The following is a 13,912-nucleotide window of genomic DNA, read 5'->3' on the forward strand; positions in this document are numbered from 1 at the left end:
TGGCGTGATGATGACCAGCCGAAAATAATAGCCGGTCGTTACGCGGTAAAAACCCGCGATTACCCGACGATTGTGTGGTTTTAGTATAAATTTTCTCGATCTAAAACTTTTACCTGCCTGTAACCTCAACGCAACACCATGATAAATTTTCACTAAAACACATCTTAAATTCAATTTTTACATTCAGACACATTTATATCCCTAAGATTGCCAGGTTATTAACCGATATGTTCCGTTATTCACATAAAAATTATTATACCCACCTCGTAGGTTCTGCAGGCGTCTGTGCTGTGCGCGTTAATTCTCTGAAGTGACTGGTGACCTGCCAGCCGCTCGCGCTGCCAGCCTTTCTGTTGCATAGCGTATCAGTCGGGTATTTAGCAGATGAGAGTCGTGCGGATATGCTGTTACAAAAACCCACCACCAGGCGTAAATTTTTGCTGGGCTCATTACTGGCGCTGCCATTAAGTGAGCTGGTCTTTAAAGGTATTACTGCTGCGCAGGCCGCAGAGATGGCCGCCCCGGAATTAGCTGACTATAAACCGATCTTTTTCTCTGCCGATGAATGGCAGTTCATCCTCGCAGCCACCGATCGTTTGATTCCGGCGGGCGGCAAAGGTAAAGCGCCAGGCGCGCTGGAAACCAACGTGCCGATCTTTATCGATCAGCAGCTGCACAGCGAAGAGTTTGGCAGCGAAATCTACCTGCAGGGCCCGTTCAACACCCAGGCGCCCGCCACCATGGGCTATCAGATCCCGTTCCGTCCGCAACAGATGTATCAGACCAGTATCCGGCTGATTAATCAGTGGTCGCAGAGCACTCACCAGAAAGCGTTCCATGCGCTGACGCTGGAAGAGAAAGATGCGGTGCTGACTCAGGTAAATAAAAACGGCATCGACTTTGCGGCACTGGGCGAACCCAATCTGAAGGCGTCTCAGTTCTTCAGCCAGCTGCTTTCCGATACCAAGCACGGCTACCTCGCGGACCCGATGTACGGCGGCAATAAAGGCATGAAAGCCTGGATCGCCATCGGCTTCCCGGGCGCGCGTGCCAGCTTCACCGAATGGGTGAAACAGCACAACGTTCCGTATCCGCTGGGTCCGGTCAGTGTTAAAGGCGAGCGCGCGTAAGACGCATTCCGAATCAGGGTTTTGAAACAGGATTATCATGGCACAGGTTACTAAAAAAGAAGTCGACGTCGTCGTCTGCGGCCTCGGCTGGGCCGGCTCGCTGATGAGCATCGAACTGGCACTGGCAGGACTTGAAGTGCGCGCACTGGAGCGCGGCGGCGATCGTGATTACGACGAGTTCGCCTATCCAAAACCGGCGGATGAATACGCCTACGCGGTGCGCAACAAAGTGTTCGCCACCCCGGCAGAAGTGGCGGTTACCGTCCGCTACAACAGCAGCCAGACGGCGCTGCCAACCCGTAAATGGGGCGCGTTTGCACCCGGCACCGGCGTTGGCGGTTCCGGCCTGCACTGGACGGCAGTGCTGATCCGTCCGACACCGACCGATATCAAACTGAAGACCTATGTCGATGAGGCTTACAAGCCGGGCATTCTGCAGGATGATATGCGGGTGATGGACTTCCCGTTCAGCTGGGAAGAGATCGAGCCTTACTACTACAAATTCGAACTGATTTGCGGCCAGTCGGGCAACACCGGCAACCTGCGCGGCCAGATCCTCGAAGGCGGCGATCCGTTTGAAGGTCCGCGTTCGGAGCCTTATCCGCTGCCGGCGCTGGATGACACGCTGAACAACGTGATGTTTAAAGAAGCGGCGAAAAAGCTCGGTTACCATCCGTTCCCGAACCCGTCAGCCTGCGTGTCACGCGCGTGGAAAAACCCGTACGGCAACCAGATCGCGCCGTGCAACTACTGCGGCTACTGCAGTAAATATCCGTGCCTCAACTACTCCAAAGCCTCGCCACAAACCGCGGTAATGGATTCGCTGAAGCGTATGCCGAACTTCTCTTACGAAGTGAACGCGGAAGTGATCAAGGTAGTGCTGAACGATGATAAGAAAACCGCCAAAGGGGTGATCTACATCGATGCACAGGGCAACGAGTGCTTCCAGCCAGCCAAAATTGTGGTGCTGAGCAGCTTCCAGCTCTACAACGTGCGCCTGATGCTGCTGTCCGGCATTGGCAAACCGTACAACCCGATCACCGAAGAAGGTGTGGTAGGGCGTAACTACGCCTTCCTGTCGAACGGCGGCGCGACCCTGTTCTTCAAGGATAAAAACTTCAACCCGTACGCCACCGCTGGCGCGACCGGCCAGATGTTTAACGATATCTCGCCAGGCAACTTTGATGGTCCCTCGCTCGGCTTCCTCGGCGGCGCGAAGATCCACAGCTCACAGGCGACCGGTACGCCGATCAGCACCGCGCTGCCAAAAGGCACGCCAACCTGGGGCCTGGGTTACAAAGAGGGGCTGGAAGAGTGGTACGGTCATTCGATGAAGATCAGCATCACCACCACCTGTCAGTCTTACCGCGATATCTATCTGGATCTCGATCCGAACTACAACGATCACCGTGGCCTGCCGCTGCTGCGTATGACCTTCAACTGGAAAGAGAATGAGTTGAAGCTGCAGCAGCACCTGAAAGGCATTGTCGGCAACATCGCCAAAGAGCTGAACCCGGACAGCATGAGCATGAGCTTCCTGCCGATGGGCGCGGATTTCGACCTGACCAAATATGTCTCTACCCACAACGTGGGCGGCGCGGTGATGGGCGATAACCCGAAAACCTCGGCACTGAACAAGTACCTGCAGAGCTGGGACGTGCATAACGTGTTTGTGCCGGGCGGCAACGCCTTCCCGCAGAACTTCCAGGCGAACCCGACCGATACCATCGGCGCCATTACGCTGATGGCGGCACAGGCGATCAAAGATCAGTATCTGAAAAATCCCGGCCCACTGGTACAGGCATAAGCGTATGAACAAGCTGAAACTGACATCCTTTTTATTCGCCAACGCAGTGCTGTTGGCCAGCGGTTTTGCCCTGCCAGCGCACGCTGAAGATGAGGCGCAACTGATCAAGCAGGGTGAATATCTCTCCCGGCTGGGCGATTGCATGGCGTGTCACTCGTTACCTGGCAAACCGGACTATTCGGGCGGGCTGGCGATTGAGTCGAATCTCGGCACCATCTTCTCCACCAACATCACGCCGGATAAAACCCACGGCATTGGCAACTACAGCGAACAGCAGTTCTCTGATGCAGTGCGTAAAGGGGTATTACCGGACGGATCGCGGCTCTATCCGGCAATGCCATACCCGGATTACGCCAAAATCAGCGATGCCGATATGCACGCGCTGTATATCTACTTTATGAAAGGCGTCCAGCCGAGCGCGGAACAGCCGCCGGAAACCAAACTGAGCTTCCCGTTCAGCCAGCGCTGGGGCATGCGCTTCTGGAACTGGGCGTTCACCTCGGACAAACCGTTCCAGCCGATTGGCGGCGCCTCTGCCGAGATCAATCGTGGTGCTTACATCGTCGAAAGTCTGGGCCACTGCGGTAGCTGCCATACGCCGCGCGGTCTGGGCATGAACGAGAAAGCGCTGGATAGCGGTGACGATAAATTCCTGGCGGGCGGTAGCCTGAATAACTGGGATGTGCCGTCACTGCGCGGTCTGCCGCGCTGGAGCGAGCAGGAAGTGGTGGATTACCTGCAGACCGGCCGCAACGATAAAGCTGCGGTCGGCGGTGAGATGACTTCGGTGATTGAGCACAGCAGTTCGCACATGACCGACGCCGATCTGAAAGCGATTGCCGCCTACCTGAAATTCCTCGGCGGTAACCCGCCGTTGCAGGCCTACGACGTTAAGGCCCAGCAGGCAACAGAAGCGAAGCTGACCGCGGCGAAGAACCTGAGCGAAGGCGAGCGTCTCTATCTGGATAACTGTGGCGCCTGTCACTTTGTTACCGGCAAGGGCGCAGCAGGGATCTTCCCGGAGCTGGATCAGGCGACGATTGTGAATGCCAAAGATCCAACCGGATTGATCCACACCATCCTGGCCGGCGCGCAGCAGCCTTCGACCGCGAAAGCGCCGTCGAAACTGGCGATGCCAGGCTTTGGTCAGCGTCTGAGTGACGAAGAGGTGGCGCAGCTGGCAACCTTTATCCGTCAGGGCTGGAGCAACAATGCGCCAGCAGTGAGCAAAGATCAGGTCGCTGAAGTACGGAAAACGCTGAAGTAAAAATGAAAAGGGTGCCCCGCAACGGGCACCCTTTATTGATGTTCAGTGGAAAGTGCGCACCACTTCCAGCACGCCATTAATCACGAACTGCACGCCCATGCAGACCAGCAAAAATCCCATCAAACGCGAAATCGCCTCAATGCCGCTTTTGCCGACGATTTTCATGATCGCCCCGGAACTGCGCAGCGAAACCCATAAAATCAGGCTCACCAGCAGAAAGGTCAGCACCGGCGCGGTATTCACTACCCAGACCGGAAAATCGATGCCGCTTCTTACCGTCGAGGCGGAAGAGATGATCATCGCGATGGTGCCCGGTCCGGCGGTGCTCGGCATGGCCAGCGGCACAAAAGCGATATTGACCGGCTCTTTGGCGTGATCCAGCTCATCCTGCTTTTGCTTTGCTTCCACCGACTGACCGGCCGGTTTCACCGGGAACAGCATCCGAAAACCAATAAACGCCACGATTAACCCGCCGGCAATCCGCAGGCCAGGGATCGAGATGCCAAAGGTATCCAGCACCGCGTTGCCGGCATACCACGCCACCATCATGATGGCGAAGACGTAGATTGAGGCTTGTCTGGACTGGCGGTTGCGCTCCTCAAAGTTCATGTCACCCGCGAGGCCAAGAAACAGCGCCACGGTGGTGAGCGGATTGGCGAGCGGCAACAGCACCACCAGCCCCAGACTGACCGCTTTGATTAACTCCAGCATGTTAAATCATCCGTGAGTGATTAGTGTTTCGGGCGCTCCAGCGCTTCGATTAATTCCGGGAAGAAATCCTGCAAGATTTCCGGCGTCATCAGTTCCGGGTACTGCATCAGATGTTCGCGGATGCGTTCGTTGATGTCCGGCAGCAGACGCTGAGCCGCGGCGCTGGCGGTGATTTTGTGTTTCTTCATCGCGCGCAGCAGATCAGCCGGCAGCGAATCTTCATCATCCGCATCGTCGATCATCTCCAGCGCATCCAGCTCGTCAAACATCTCCATCAGCGCTTCGGTTTGCGGCGTGCGTGACTCATATTCACGTGGATGTTCATCTTCGAGGAAGCGCAGCATGGCGCGCATCGGAGTGCCGTCTGGCGTGGACGGTGGCTCGGCGGCAAACCAGCTCAGCAGCTGGTGCATGGTGATCTGGTGGACGCGGAAGCCGCTGTCGACCAGCTCATCGGCCAGCAGCTCGGCGGTTTCATTTTCAATCAGACAGATATGAGTGCGGTTTGGCTCGTACTGATCCAGCCACTGGTAGATCTCCTCAATCACGCCATCGTCGTACTCGAATTTTTTGGTGAAATAGCTGTCGTCCTGGTCGTGAACGCAGGCCTGAATCCGATCGGGGTCGAAGTAAAGTGCGATGTTGATGCCTTTCATGCGTGCTGTCCTGTAGAAATCAAAACAACACTATAGCGCTCAACGTGCGGATAAGGGAGTGTCGGGGTTCACAGCGTGAAGTGCAGAGAGGACTGGACCGGCCAATGCTCCCCACTTTGCCGATTCAAGCGGGGAGGCAGCGGCGTTACGGCTTTATCAGGAGATAAAGTTTTTGCCCTGTTTTAATACCACGTCACAGGCTTTGGTTTTCAGCTTCTCGCCCATCGGCGAGCTGCTCAGGCTCTGCAGGTTGAGCTGCTGGCCGTTGCCGGTATTCAGCAGACCCGCCACGCCCTGGGTGTAGTCAGTCTTCTGTTCCTGCGCGGTGGTGGTGTTCAGACCGAGTTTGCTCAGCACCTGATCTTTAACCGACTGCACATTGTTTTTCACCACGTTGTGCTCGACGCAATACTGCATCACGCCCGCCGCGTTGGTCATGCTGTTAGCGCTGACCGCTTTGTCGCCACCGTTCAGCAACCCGGTCAGGGAAGAGAGTGACAGACCGCCATTCTGCTGAGTGGTCCCGGTGGTGGTGCCGGAGGTGTTACCGTTGTTCTGCTGGCTGAGCTGCGATGCTGCACTGCTCAGTTGATCCTGCCAGCTGGCGGCTGATGCACTGCCCGCCACCAGAAGTGCCGCTAATCCCCATCCCCACGCACTGCGTTGTGCTAGTTTCATCTCAACCTCTGTCTGTAATTGTATGGCTTATTCAGCCTTGCTAAGAGCAGCTGACGAGGAGAAAGTTCCTGAATTTATCCATTGATAAGCCCTTTGAGAATATTCTGTAATTGCTGGCCAAATAGAATTCTCAAACAGGAATGGATTATTTATCTGCCAGTCTGGCTGGTTCAGATAATATGATTTCATTCTCTGTAATATTCATTAATATTTATTTATATCGTTGTTATCTTTCGCCGGATTATTCCTGGTTAACGTAAATTTTACCGCTGGGCTTAAATGTTTATTTTTACGCTGAATGCCTTTGTGAAGCTATTATTTTTGGTGAAGGTTGCTTGCAGGCAACATGCTGTTTTTATGGTTATTTTCATCTTTTACCTGATGTCAGAGACTGGCAGGGAATGCGGTTAAATAACCCAATCGGCACGCCCTTATCAGCACTTTTACAGCAATCAATGTTTTATTCCGCCTTGCGAAATCCGTGAGAGTGTTCATGCTTAATCACTGTGTCAGGCAGTTGTGGCGATTATTTAAAAGTCTTGAGTTAACGGGAGTGAATATATGGCGGGGCAGCCAGAACACAATAATGATGCTGAGGTAACGCTGAAGCTCGCTGAAGAGCAGATAGCGCTGACAAAGCAAACCGTTGTCGATGGACATGTCCGCGTAACCCGTTCCACAACCGAGCATGACGAGGTGATCAGTACACTGCTTAACCGGGAGAAGGTTGAGGTTGAGCATGTAGCGAAAGCACAACGCGTCGAGACGATGCCCGAAATCAGGGAAGAGAACGGTGTACTGATTATCCCGGTAGTAGAAGAAGAGATTGAAGTAGTCAGAAGACTGGTGCTTAAAGAGGAGATTCACATCCGAAAAGTGCAGGAGAGCGTTCCTTTTCAGGAAGTGGTTACCCGACGTGAGCAGCAGGTGAAAGTAGAGAGAGACGACGATCGGTAATAAACAGCTAACAAGAGAGGAATCTATCATGGCACAAGAAAAAATCGTAACACTGTTCGATTCTGCAATTCAGGCAGAGGCCGCGAAAAGAAATCTCGTGAAAGCAGGCTTTTCTGATCGGGACATCAGTCTTATCAGTGGAGAACGTTTGCAGCAGGAAGGCCAGTCGATTAAGCACCCGAGCATCTGGCAGCGCCTGTTTGGCCACACCGTCGATAAAGAGCAGGCGGATGTCTACACCAGAGCGATGGATAAAGGCGGCGTGGTACTGACGCTGCGTACCGAAGAAGAGAAGCTGGCGCGTGCAATGACCATTCTGCACTCGCATGACTCGGTGGATGTGCCATCGCGGATGCAAAGCACCGTTGAGAACGGCGCACCTGCAGCAGGTATTAATCCGACTGCCGGTAAGCAGTTTGCCGGAGAGACCAACGATCGTTTGGTTAACGATCAACAGGCTGAGCCACGACGCACCTCACTGACCGGTGATGAGAGCGAAGAAGACATTCTGCGTCTGGCGGAAGAACAGATTGAAGTCGGTAAGCGTCTGGTGAGTGAAGGTTCAACCCGGGTACGCCGCTACACCGTGACGGATCAGGTCTCTGAAGATATCTCGCTGCACGAACAGCATGCTGACATCTTACGTCGTTCGGTGAATGAACCGGCGCTGGCAGGTGAAGTGGACTGGTCAGAGAAAACCGTCGAAGTGGCTGAAACCCACGAGCAGCCGGTGATTAACAAAACGACCCACGTGAAAGAAGAAGTGGTGGTGCGTACTGACGGCAGTGAACGTACCGAGACCATTAATGACACAGTACGTCGTCAGGAGGTGGACATCGACCATGCGCGAGCCGGACTGGATAACGAACTGTCACCAACCGGTGCAGCAGGGGTTAAACCCGCTACCGCAGCAGGTGTAGGCACGCAGTCGCCAGGCGTAGCCACCGATCGCGACCACAAAGCCGGCCTGACTGAGAAGGTGAGTGAGAAAGCCAGCGAAGCGAAAGACAAGGTTGAGAACAAGCTGAAACAGCGTGATTACGACCATTCGCATTGAGGTGCTCATCCTGTCAACAATGAGTGCTAACGGGCATCGCTGATGCCCCATGCTGAGCATGCAAAAGGGGTCAACCGTGAGGTTGGCTCTTTTGCGTTTGTGTGTTGATCAGGGATTGAGAACGGGGTTCGGGAGCAGGACGCGCGGGAAGCGGGGGTGTTGTGAGTTTTTCGTATGGAGAATGTCGGAGAAGGATTACACAGGTGTGTGAGCAAGAGGAATGTGACGAGTATCGGTTTCAGCATGATTCATCGTTGCAGCAACGGGGCAGTAGTGTTCAGCGAGTAGCCAGCGAGCAGACCATCTAGCCGGCCGACGCTGACCGCGCGGCCCATGTCACGCTACGCTGTTTTTTTCGCCGCTTAATGCACATCCCGGATGAATAGTGTTGCGCATGGTGGCCGTAACGGTATAATCCCCAACGTTTTCCGCATCCTCTTCAGTGCCGAAGTGGCGAAATCGGTAGACGCAGTTGATTCAAAATCAACCATCGAAAGATGTGCCGGTTCGAGTCCGGCCTTCGGCACCATACAGAAGAAGTTCAATTAAAACAGACGGTTAAGCTATGAACTTTACCTTTCTGTCATCTGAAACTGTTCTGAACCCCAATACACGAAAATGCCTCTGTAGTTAGTAGTGGCTATTTGGGATTCTAACTCACAGTGGCGTGTAGTTCCAGGCTCAAACACGTAGCAATCCCAACTTGAAGCTTATGACGCAGCCAACGTCTTTAAACTCTCCCAGTGTAAGTATCCCAGCTTTAGTTCCAGGCACTTTTTGAGTTTTCCGTCTTCTCAGCCATCTGCCGGTATTCTTCCAGCGTCAGGTTATTCAGGGATTCATGGGTCCGCTCATTGTTGTATTCATTAAGCCAGCGTTCCGTTATTTCCCGTGCTTCATTCAGTGTTCTGAACAGATAAAAATCCAATATTTCGGTCCGGTATATTCGGTTAAACCGTTCGATAAATGCGTTTTGCGTCGGTTTACCTGGCTTGATAAATTCCAGCATCACACCATGCTCTTCAGCCCATTGTGCCAGAGCTAGTGATAACAGTTCCGGCCCGTTATCCATCCGCATTTTCAGCGGATATCCACGGTTTGCCACTATCCTGTCCAGCACCCGCACGACACGCTGTGCTGGGATATTCAGGTCAATTTCGATAGCCAGAGCTTCACGGTTAAAATCATCGACAACATTGAAAGCCCGAAAACGTCGGCCGCATGTCAGCGCGTCGTGCATAAAATCGATGGACCAGCTCTGATCGAGCGCTTCCGGCGTTGCCAGCGGAGCCGGATTGCGCACCGGCAGGCGTTGCTTACCCTTACGACGAAAATTCAGTTTTAACAGACAGTAAATTCGGTGTACCCGCTTGTGATTCCAGACGTGCCCCTGCCTGCGAAGCACCTAAAAAGCTTCTTAAATCCGTAGCGGGGATAGCGTTCAGCTGCCTCAGTCAGCCTTTGGATCACCGGTTCATCACGTCGCGTATCCGGTTGATAACGAAACTCCGTCCTGCTCAGCGATAACGTCCTGCATGCCTGGCGTATGCTCATCGTAAATTGCGTGGTCAGATAGTCGACGAGCTCACGTTTTATCGCTGGTTTTAAAGTTTTTTTCGATGACGTCTTTCAGCGCCCGGCATTCCAGACTCAGGTCGGCAAACATCTGCTTCAGACGACGATTTTCGTCCTCCAGATCTTTGATGTTTTTGATATCAGCCGCTTCCATCCCGCCATATTTCGCCTTCCAGTTGTAATAGCTGGCTTCAGAAATAGCGGCCTCGCGACACACATCTTTGACGGTCCTGCCCGCTTCGACTGATTTCAGGACGGCGATGATCTGGTGCTCGGTGAATCTGATCTTACGCATAGCGATCTCCTCAGGTGACGTAATCAGTATGTCGGAAGATCTCTAAAAGTGAATGGGCTGGTTAAGCGGGATGCTTACACATTAATTCCGCATAGCCGCTACCCGATCAGCGGCTCTTTTGCGCCCATATTCTTTCTTCACGAAGCCTTTTTTCTGGCCAGCCGCTTTGTAAAGAGGCGTGCATGCATAGCGCGCATGGATCTGCATGCAAAGCCTTGCACCACTTTCCCCCGTTCAGGCCATACAGAGCGCGGTCCGGCCCGTAGCATGCACCTGCATGAAAAGCGATGCATAAAGCGGGCAGGCGTGGCGGGGATAGCATTGCGCGCAGCAGTTAAATATGTTAAAAGATTTATTTAACGTAACGCCAATCATCGTCATATTCGTCCCATGTGTGGATTGAATAACCATCAAGTTCTTCAGTACGCTCGTATTGTTTAATTAAGCTTAATACGCTCTCCCTTTCCTTAAGGGGGCGATGCTTTGTCATTTCCTTAAAGGTTTGTGTTGCCGAGGAAACTTGACCATATTCTTTGAAAAAGTCCTCTAATAGACTGCTGAACTCGCATGCTTGTGCGTACAGGCATAAAGTGCCCCTCCACCAATCTTTATTCAAAAGAGGTAAAATTTCCCTGCTGCGGTTGTCTTTTAACTCTAAAGCAGCCAAATGTTCTTGAAATCTTAAGTGGCCGAAAGAATAGCTTTTAGTTAATGATTCAAAATGAAGTATATTGCATGGGTCAATAAGCTCATTGATAAGCAGCTCGCAAGTTTCATCTGAATAAGTGAAAGTTGTATCATTTTTTAAATAGCGATGAATGTCTTCTAGATTTTCTGTTCTTTTGTTTCTTACATGTAAGTGGTAAGCTATCCTAATTGCTGCTTTTTCTAGCATCATGCTATCGGCATTGTTTCTTTTGATTGTTTTAAAATTATCATACTCGCCACAGAGCAGCTTTAATCTTCGTGTAAATATCTCCATTTCTGTCGACGGAGTATCTATTCTTCTTTTTTTCAAAATACATAGTAATGTAGCTAGCAAAGGTGTTTTAACTATTTCCTTAAGATTGTTCCTTTCAATATCTTTTATAAGGCTGTTAGCTAGCTCAGGGTTTTCATTGAACCAAGACTGGATAAAGTTGTTCAGTTGTTCAGTTGTTCAGTTGTTCAGTTGTTCAGTTGTTCATTTGTAAAAGGGAGTAGTGTTACACCTAAAAAGCTTACTTTTGAAATAAAACTAACGCAGTCTCTACTAGAGACTATTAGTTGAACGTGAGGATTTCTTGTTTTAAAATTATTTATAGCATCTAAAATGCTTGGGATTTTATTGTATGCTTCGTCAAGCCCATCTATTATGAGCTTCAGATTATCCAATCCTTTTATCGATAAGTCAATATTGTAGATATTTTCATCAGTATCATCTAATTCTTTTGATATGAGTATTAATGAAAGTATCTGTTTATAGATATCTTTATGGAGGCCATCATCAATTATGTTTAATCTCTGCTTGTTAATAAGCCTGTTTAGGGGTAGGTAAATAATATTATGCCGTCCTTCATCATTTAATTTTTTAGCATACATTTGTAGAGTTGTGGTTTTACCGGCACCGGCTCCTCCGTAAACAGCGATATCATAGTTAGTATCAAAAAGATTAAAAGGTGATAAGGAAATCCCATCACGTATTGAGTTCTGGGTATGTGTAAAACTTATAACGTTGTTCGTTTCAATCGAAATATCTTTAAGTAACTCTAACATGCTTAACGTTTTCTTTGTGTTTTCAAGAAATCCGCGAAGGTATTCATTGCTTATATTTTTTTCTTGATTAATTTTACTAATGCCATCTATGTAAAAGTGACAATGTGAATCGATCCATCTTTCTATATTATAGGCGTCGAAAGAAAATTTGAATAAAGGTGAGGGAACATAGTCATTTTCTAATTTATTGAGTGATTCCTGCTGGTCATTTAATGATTTTAGAGTTAATAAGTAGTCATTAAAATCTTGAACATAGGCAGTAGGTAACCCTGCTTCTTTTTTGTATGATGAAAGTAAAGAGTAGTAATCGTTATATATCGTTAGATACTCTTCCGTTGTGGTTGCTTTGAATATTATGGGCCACCAAATACTCATTGCCTTTTCAACTATTATGTTAGGTTGTGAGGATTCATTGTTTATATTTTGAAAAGTATTAAGTTCTGATTTAAGACTTAATAGAGTGTTTTTAAGAAGGTTAATTTCTAACTTTGCTTTATTGATTTCTTCATTTTTCTCTTGATTTTCTTCGGATAAATGGATGGTTAGTTGTAAACTGTAATTTTTTTCGATGGAATCAATAGTTTCAACCAGTGGAGAGAAATCCAAAATTTTCTCTAAGTTTAAAATATACCTCTTTTTAATCGACTCCCATCCTTCCTTATTTATAAAATGAGTGCGTGGATTAATGGTAAACTTACCTTTAAGTAAATAATGACTATCTATGTTTCCCATAAAAAAGGCTAAATCATTATAACAATGAACTTCACCAATCGAATACTCAGTGTTTAGGGCCCTCATAAGTTCAAGGTTTTTTAATTGCGAAGGGTCTTGAACCAAAACCTTTTTATCAATACCCATTACTTCATTAAGAAGTTTTGGGTTGTTTTCTTTTATTTTCTCAACTAGTAATGGTCCATCTAATAACTTTATTTCGCCATTAAACCCCGTTAAGTGACCATGAATTTCATCTAAAAGTCTAGAGTTTATTTTGTAAGGTGTGGCTAAAACAATTGAGTCCGGTTTCTTACGTTTACCATTATGTAATGGTATGGCTTTTACATAGCATTGCTGAAGCTGAAATAATAAATTCCCAATCAATGCTTTATCGTTAGTCGCTTTACCATCACCAACCTTTTTTGTCTGTATAACTATAATATGATCTTCTAATGGGGTTTTTAGATATGCTATTAAATCTTTACCTTTTTCGTAAGGTCCTCCATGAAAATCTACGCGATAGCAACCGCTAGATTCGAATAAGGGTTTAATTATTTTTTCTGAGAGATCATCTTCTTTAAGTGCCTGAAGTGCTTCAAGATAAATATCTATATTAGTATCCATATGATAACTCCACTGCGAGATATAAAAGGTTTATGCTTGTTGGTTTAAGATCTTAAAAAATAAAAATATATCAGTTAATCAATCTTATTCTAAAGTTTTCTTTAAGTTTGTGGTTTATAATGATTCCTTGAAGTTTTCATCTAAAAATTCAGCTTTTCTAGATATAAATTCTTGTGATTAGAGTGCGTAACATATAAACATATATACATTTATATTAACCGTTATGGTTTATATAAATAAAGTAGGAGAGGTCATTTTGGGGGGCTTTAGTTTTTTTGTTGTTCATTATCAATAATTTGCGTAATTTTTTCGAGTCCGACCTTCGCACCAATCAAGAAAAACCCTCTACAAGCAAAGAGTTAGTTAAGCAACTCCGCCTTCCTTGCCTGTGTTTTTTGCTTGAATAATGTCACCAACGATTGCCGCTGTGTTTGGTAGTGACTTTTGGGATGTTATCACGCATTGGCAGGTAGTTTCCAAGCTTAGTCCTATACAAAATGTGAACGATCAGCACTGACGACATAATCTTATGTCGCTGGTCTATTCTCGTTGCACTTTTCCTTTGAAGCCGGAAGACGCCGCCAGCGTCTCTAATCATTTTCCCATACCTCTTGTCAATGTGGCTTGTGCTTCGTGCGGCGCTCCATGATGCAACACGTCGAGATGATGTTGCAGCGAATAAACAG

The 13,912-nt window shown here is 48.7% G+C and carries 10 protein-coding genes, 1 tRNA gene and 1 pseudogene; 6 read left to right on the forward strand and 6 right to left on the reverse strand.

What is annotated here, in order from left to right:
* Window positions 1–401 precede the first annotated feature (401 nt).
* From AABB92_RS14825 to AABB92_RS14835, 3 genes are read left to right on the forward strand one after another with little or no spacing between them, the layout of a single operon-like run.
* The gene (locus tag AABB92_RS14825; RefSeq protein ID WP_031375812.1) at window positions 402–1,130 is read left to right on the forward strand and encodes a gluconate 2-dehydrogenase subunit 3 family protein; all 729 of its coding nucleotides are present in this window, start codon (window positions 402–404) and stop codon (window positions 1,128–1,130) included.
* Window positions 1,131–1,167: 37 nt separating this feature from the next.
* Window positions 1,168–2,937 carry a GMC family oxidoreductase gene (locus AABB92_RS14830; RefSeq protein WP_031375811.1) on the forward strand — a complete coding sequence of 590 codons (1,770 nt, stop codon included), beginning with the start codon at window positions 1,168–1,170 and terminating at the stop codon, window positions 2,935–2,937.
* Between the two features lie 4 nt (window positions 2,938–2,941).
* Window positions 2,942–4,204, forward strand: coding sequence for a c-type cytochrome (locus tag AABB92_RS14835; RefSeq protein ID WP_031375810.1), 1,263 nt, complete (start codon window positions 2,942–2,944; stop codon window positions 4,202–4,204).
* Between the two features lie 42 nt (window positions 4,205–4,246).
* Here AABB92_RS14835 and AABB92_RS14840 read toward each other — a convergent pair whose 3' ends face one another.
* From AABB92_RS14840 to AABB92_RS14850, 3 genes are all read right to left on the reverse strand, one after another.
* Window positions 4,247–4,915: a MarC family NAAT transporter gene (locus tag AABB92_RS14840; RefSeq protein WP_031375809.1), complete on the reverse strand. Its 669-nt coding sequence runs from the start codon at window positions 4,913–4,915 to the stop codon at window positions 4,247–4,249.
* Window positions 4,916–4,935: 20 nt separating this feature from the next.
* Window positions 4,936–5,571 carry a hypothetical protein gene (locus AABB92_RS14845; protein WP_031375808.1) on the reverse strand — a complete coding sequence of 212 codons (636 nt, stop codon included), beginning with the start codon at window positions 5,569–5,571 and terminating at the stop codon, window positions 4,936–4,938.
* Between the two features lie 156 nt (window positions 5,572–5,727).
* Entirely contained in the window at window positions 5,728–6,249 is a 522-nt protein-coding gene (locus AABB92_RS14850; RefSeq protein WP_031375807.1) for a YjjA family protein, read from the reverse strand.
* A gap of 561 nt (window positions 6,250–6,810) precedes the next feature.
* On the opposite strand from AABB92_RS14850, the gene AABB92_RS14855 reads away from it, so the two are divergent.
* The 3 genes from AABB92_RS14855 to AABB92_RS14865 all read left to right on the forward strand — a co-directional run bounded on the left by AABB92_RS14855 (window position 6,811) and on the right by AABB92_RS14865 (window position 8,792).
* The gene (locus AABB92_RS14855; RefSeq protein WP_031375806.1) at window positions 6,811–7,206 is read left to right on the forward strand and encodes a DUF2382 domain-containing protein; all 396 of its coding nucleotides are present in this window, start codon (window positions 6,811–6,813) and stop codon (window positions 7,204–7,206) included.
* Between the two features lie 28 nt (window positions 7,207–7,234).
* The gene (locus AABB92_RS14860) at window positions 7,235–8,263 is read left to right on the forward strand and encodes a YsnF/AvaK domain-containing protein (RefSeq protein WP_031375805.1); all 1,029 of its coding nucleotides are present in this window, start codon (window positions 7,235–7,237) and stop codon (window positions 8,261–8,263) included.
* Window positions 8,264–8,707: 444 nt separating this feature from the next.
* Window positions 8,708–8,792: transfer RNA gene (locus AABB92_RS14865), tRNA-Leu, on the forward strand.
* Between the two features lie 231 nt (window positions 8,793–9,023).
* Here AABB92_RS14865 and AABB92_RS14870 read toward each other — a convergent pair.
* The 3 genes and pseudogenes from AABB92_RS14870 to AABB92_RS14880 form a co-directional block, all read right to left on the reverse strand.
* Window positions 9,024–10,133, reverse strand: a pseudogene (locus AABB92_RS14870) (IS3 family transposase).
* 352 nt (window positions 10,134–10,485) lie between these two features.
* The gene (locus AABB92_RS14875; protein ID WP_342560940.1) at window positions 10,486–11,031 is read right to left on the reverse strand and encodes a hypothetical protein; all 546 of its coding nucleotides are present in this window, start codon (window positions 11,029–11,031) and stop codon (window positions 10,486–10,488) included.
* A 269-nt stretch (window positions 11,032–11,300) separates the two neighbouring features.
* Window positions 11,301–13,226 carry a hypothetical protein gene (locus tag AABB92_RS14880; protein WP_031375801.1) on the reverse strand — a complete coding sequence of 642 codons (1,926 nt, stop codon included), beginning with the start codon at window positions 13,224–13,226 and terminating at the stop codon, window positions 11,301–11,303.
* Between the last annotated feature and the right edge of the window lie 686 nt (window positions 13,227–13,912).

The sequence above is a fragment of the Pantoea brenneri genome, assembly GCF_038594305.1.
GTDB lineage: Bacteria > Pseudomonadota > Gammaproteobacteria > Enterobacterales > Enterobacteriaceae > Pantoea > Pantoea brenneri.

Coding starts and splice junctions, on each gene's coding strand:
- AABB92_RS14855 (WP_031375806.1), top strand. CDS start 6,811: ATGGCGGGGCAGCCAGAACACAATAATGATGCTGAGGTAACGCTGAAG.
- AABB92_RS14825 (WP_031375812.1), top strand. CDS start 402: ATGCTGTTACAAAAACCCACCACCAGGCGTAAATTTTTGCTGGGCTCA.
- AABB92_RS14830 (WP_031375811.1), top strand. CDS start 1,168: ATGGCACAGGTTACTAAAAAAGAAGTCGACGTCGTCGTCTGCGGCCTC.
- AABB92_RS14840 (WP_031375809.1), bottom strand. CDS start 4,915: ATGCTGGAGTTAATCAAAGCGGTCAGTCTGGGGCTGGTGGTGCTGTTG.
- AABB92_RS14860 (WP_031375805.1), top strand. CDS start 7,235: ATGGCACAAGAAAAAATCGTAACACTGTTCGATTCTGCAATTCAGGCA.
- AABB92_RS14875 (WP_342560940.1), bottom strand. CDS start 11,031: ATGATGCTAGAAAAAGCAGCAATTAGGATAGCTTACCACTTACATGTA.
- AABB92_RS14880 (WP_031375801.1), bottom strand. CDS start 13,226: ATGGATACTAATATAGATATTTATCTTGAAGCACTTCAGGCACTTAAA.
- AABB92_RS14845 (WP_031375808.1), bottom strand. CDS start 5,571: ATGAAAGGCATCAACATCGCACTTTACTTCGACCCCGATCGGATTCAG.
- AABB92_RS14835 (WP_031375810.1), top strand. CDS start 2,942: ATGAACAAGCTGAAACTGACATCCTTTTTATTCGCCAACGCAGTGCTG.
- AABB92_RS14850 (WP_031375807.1), bottom strand. CDS start 6,249: ATGAAACTAGCACAACGCAGTGCGTGGGGATGGGGATTAGCGGCACTT.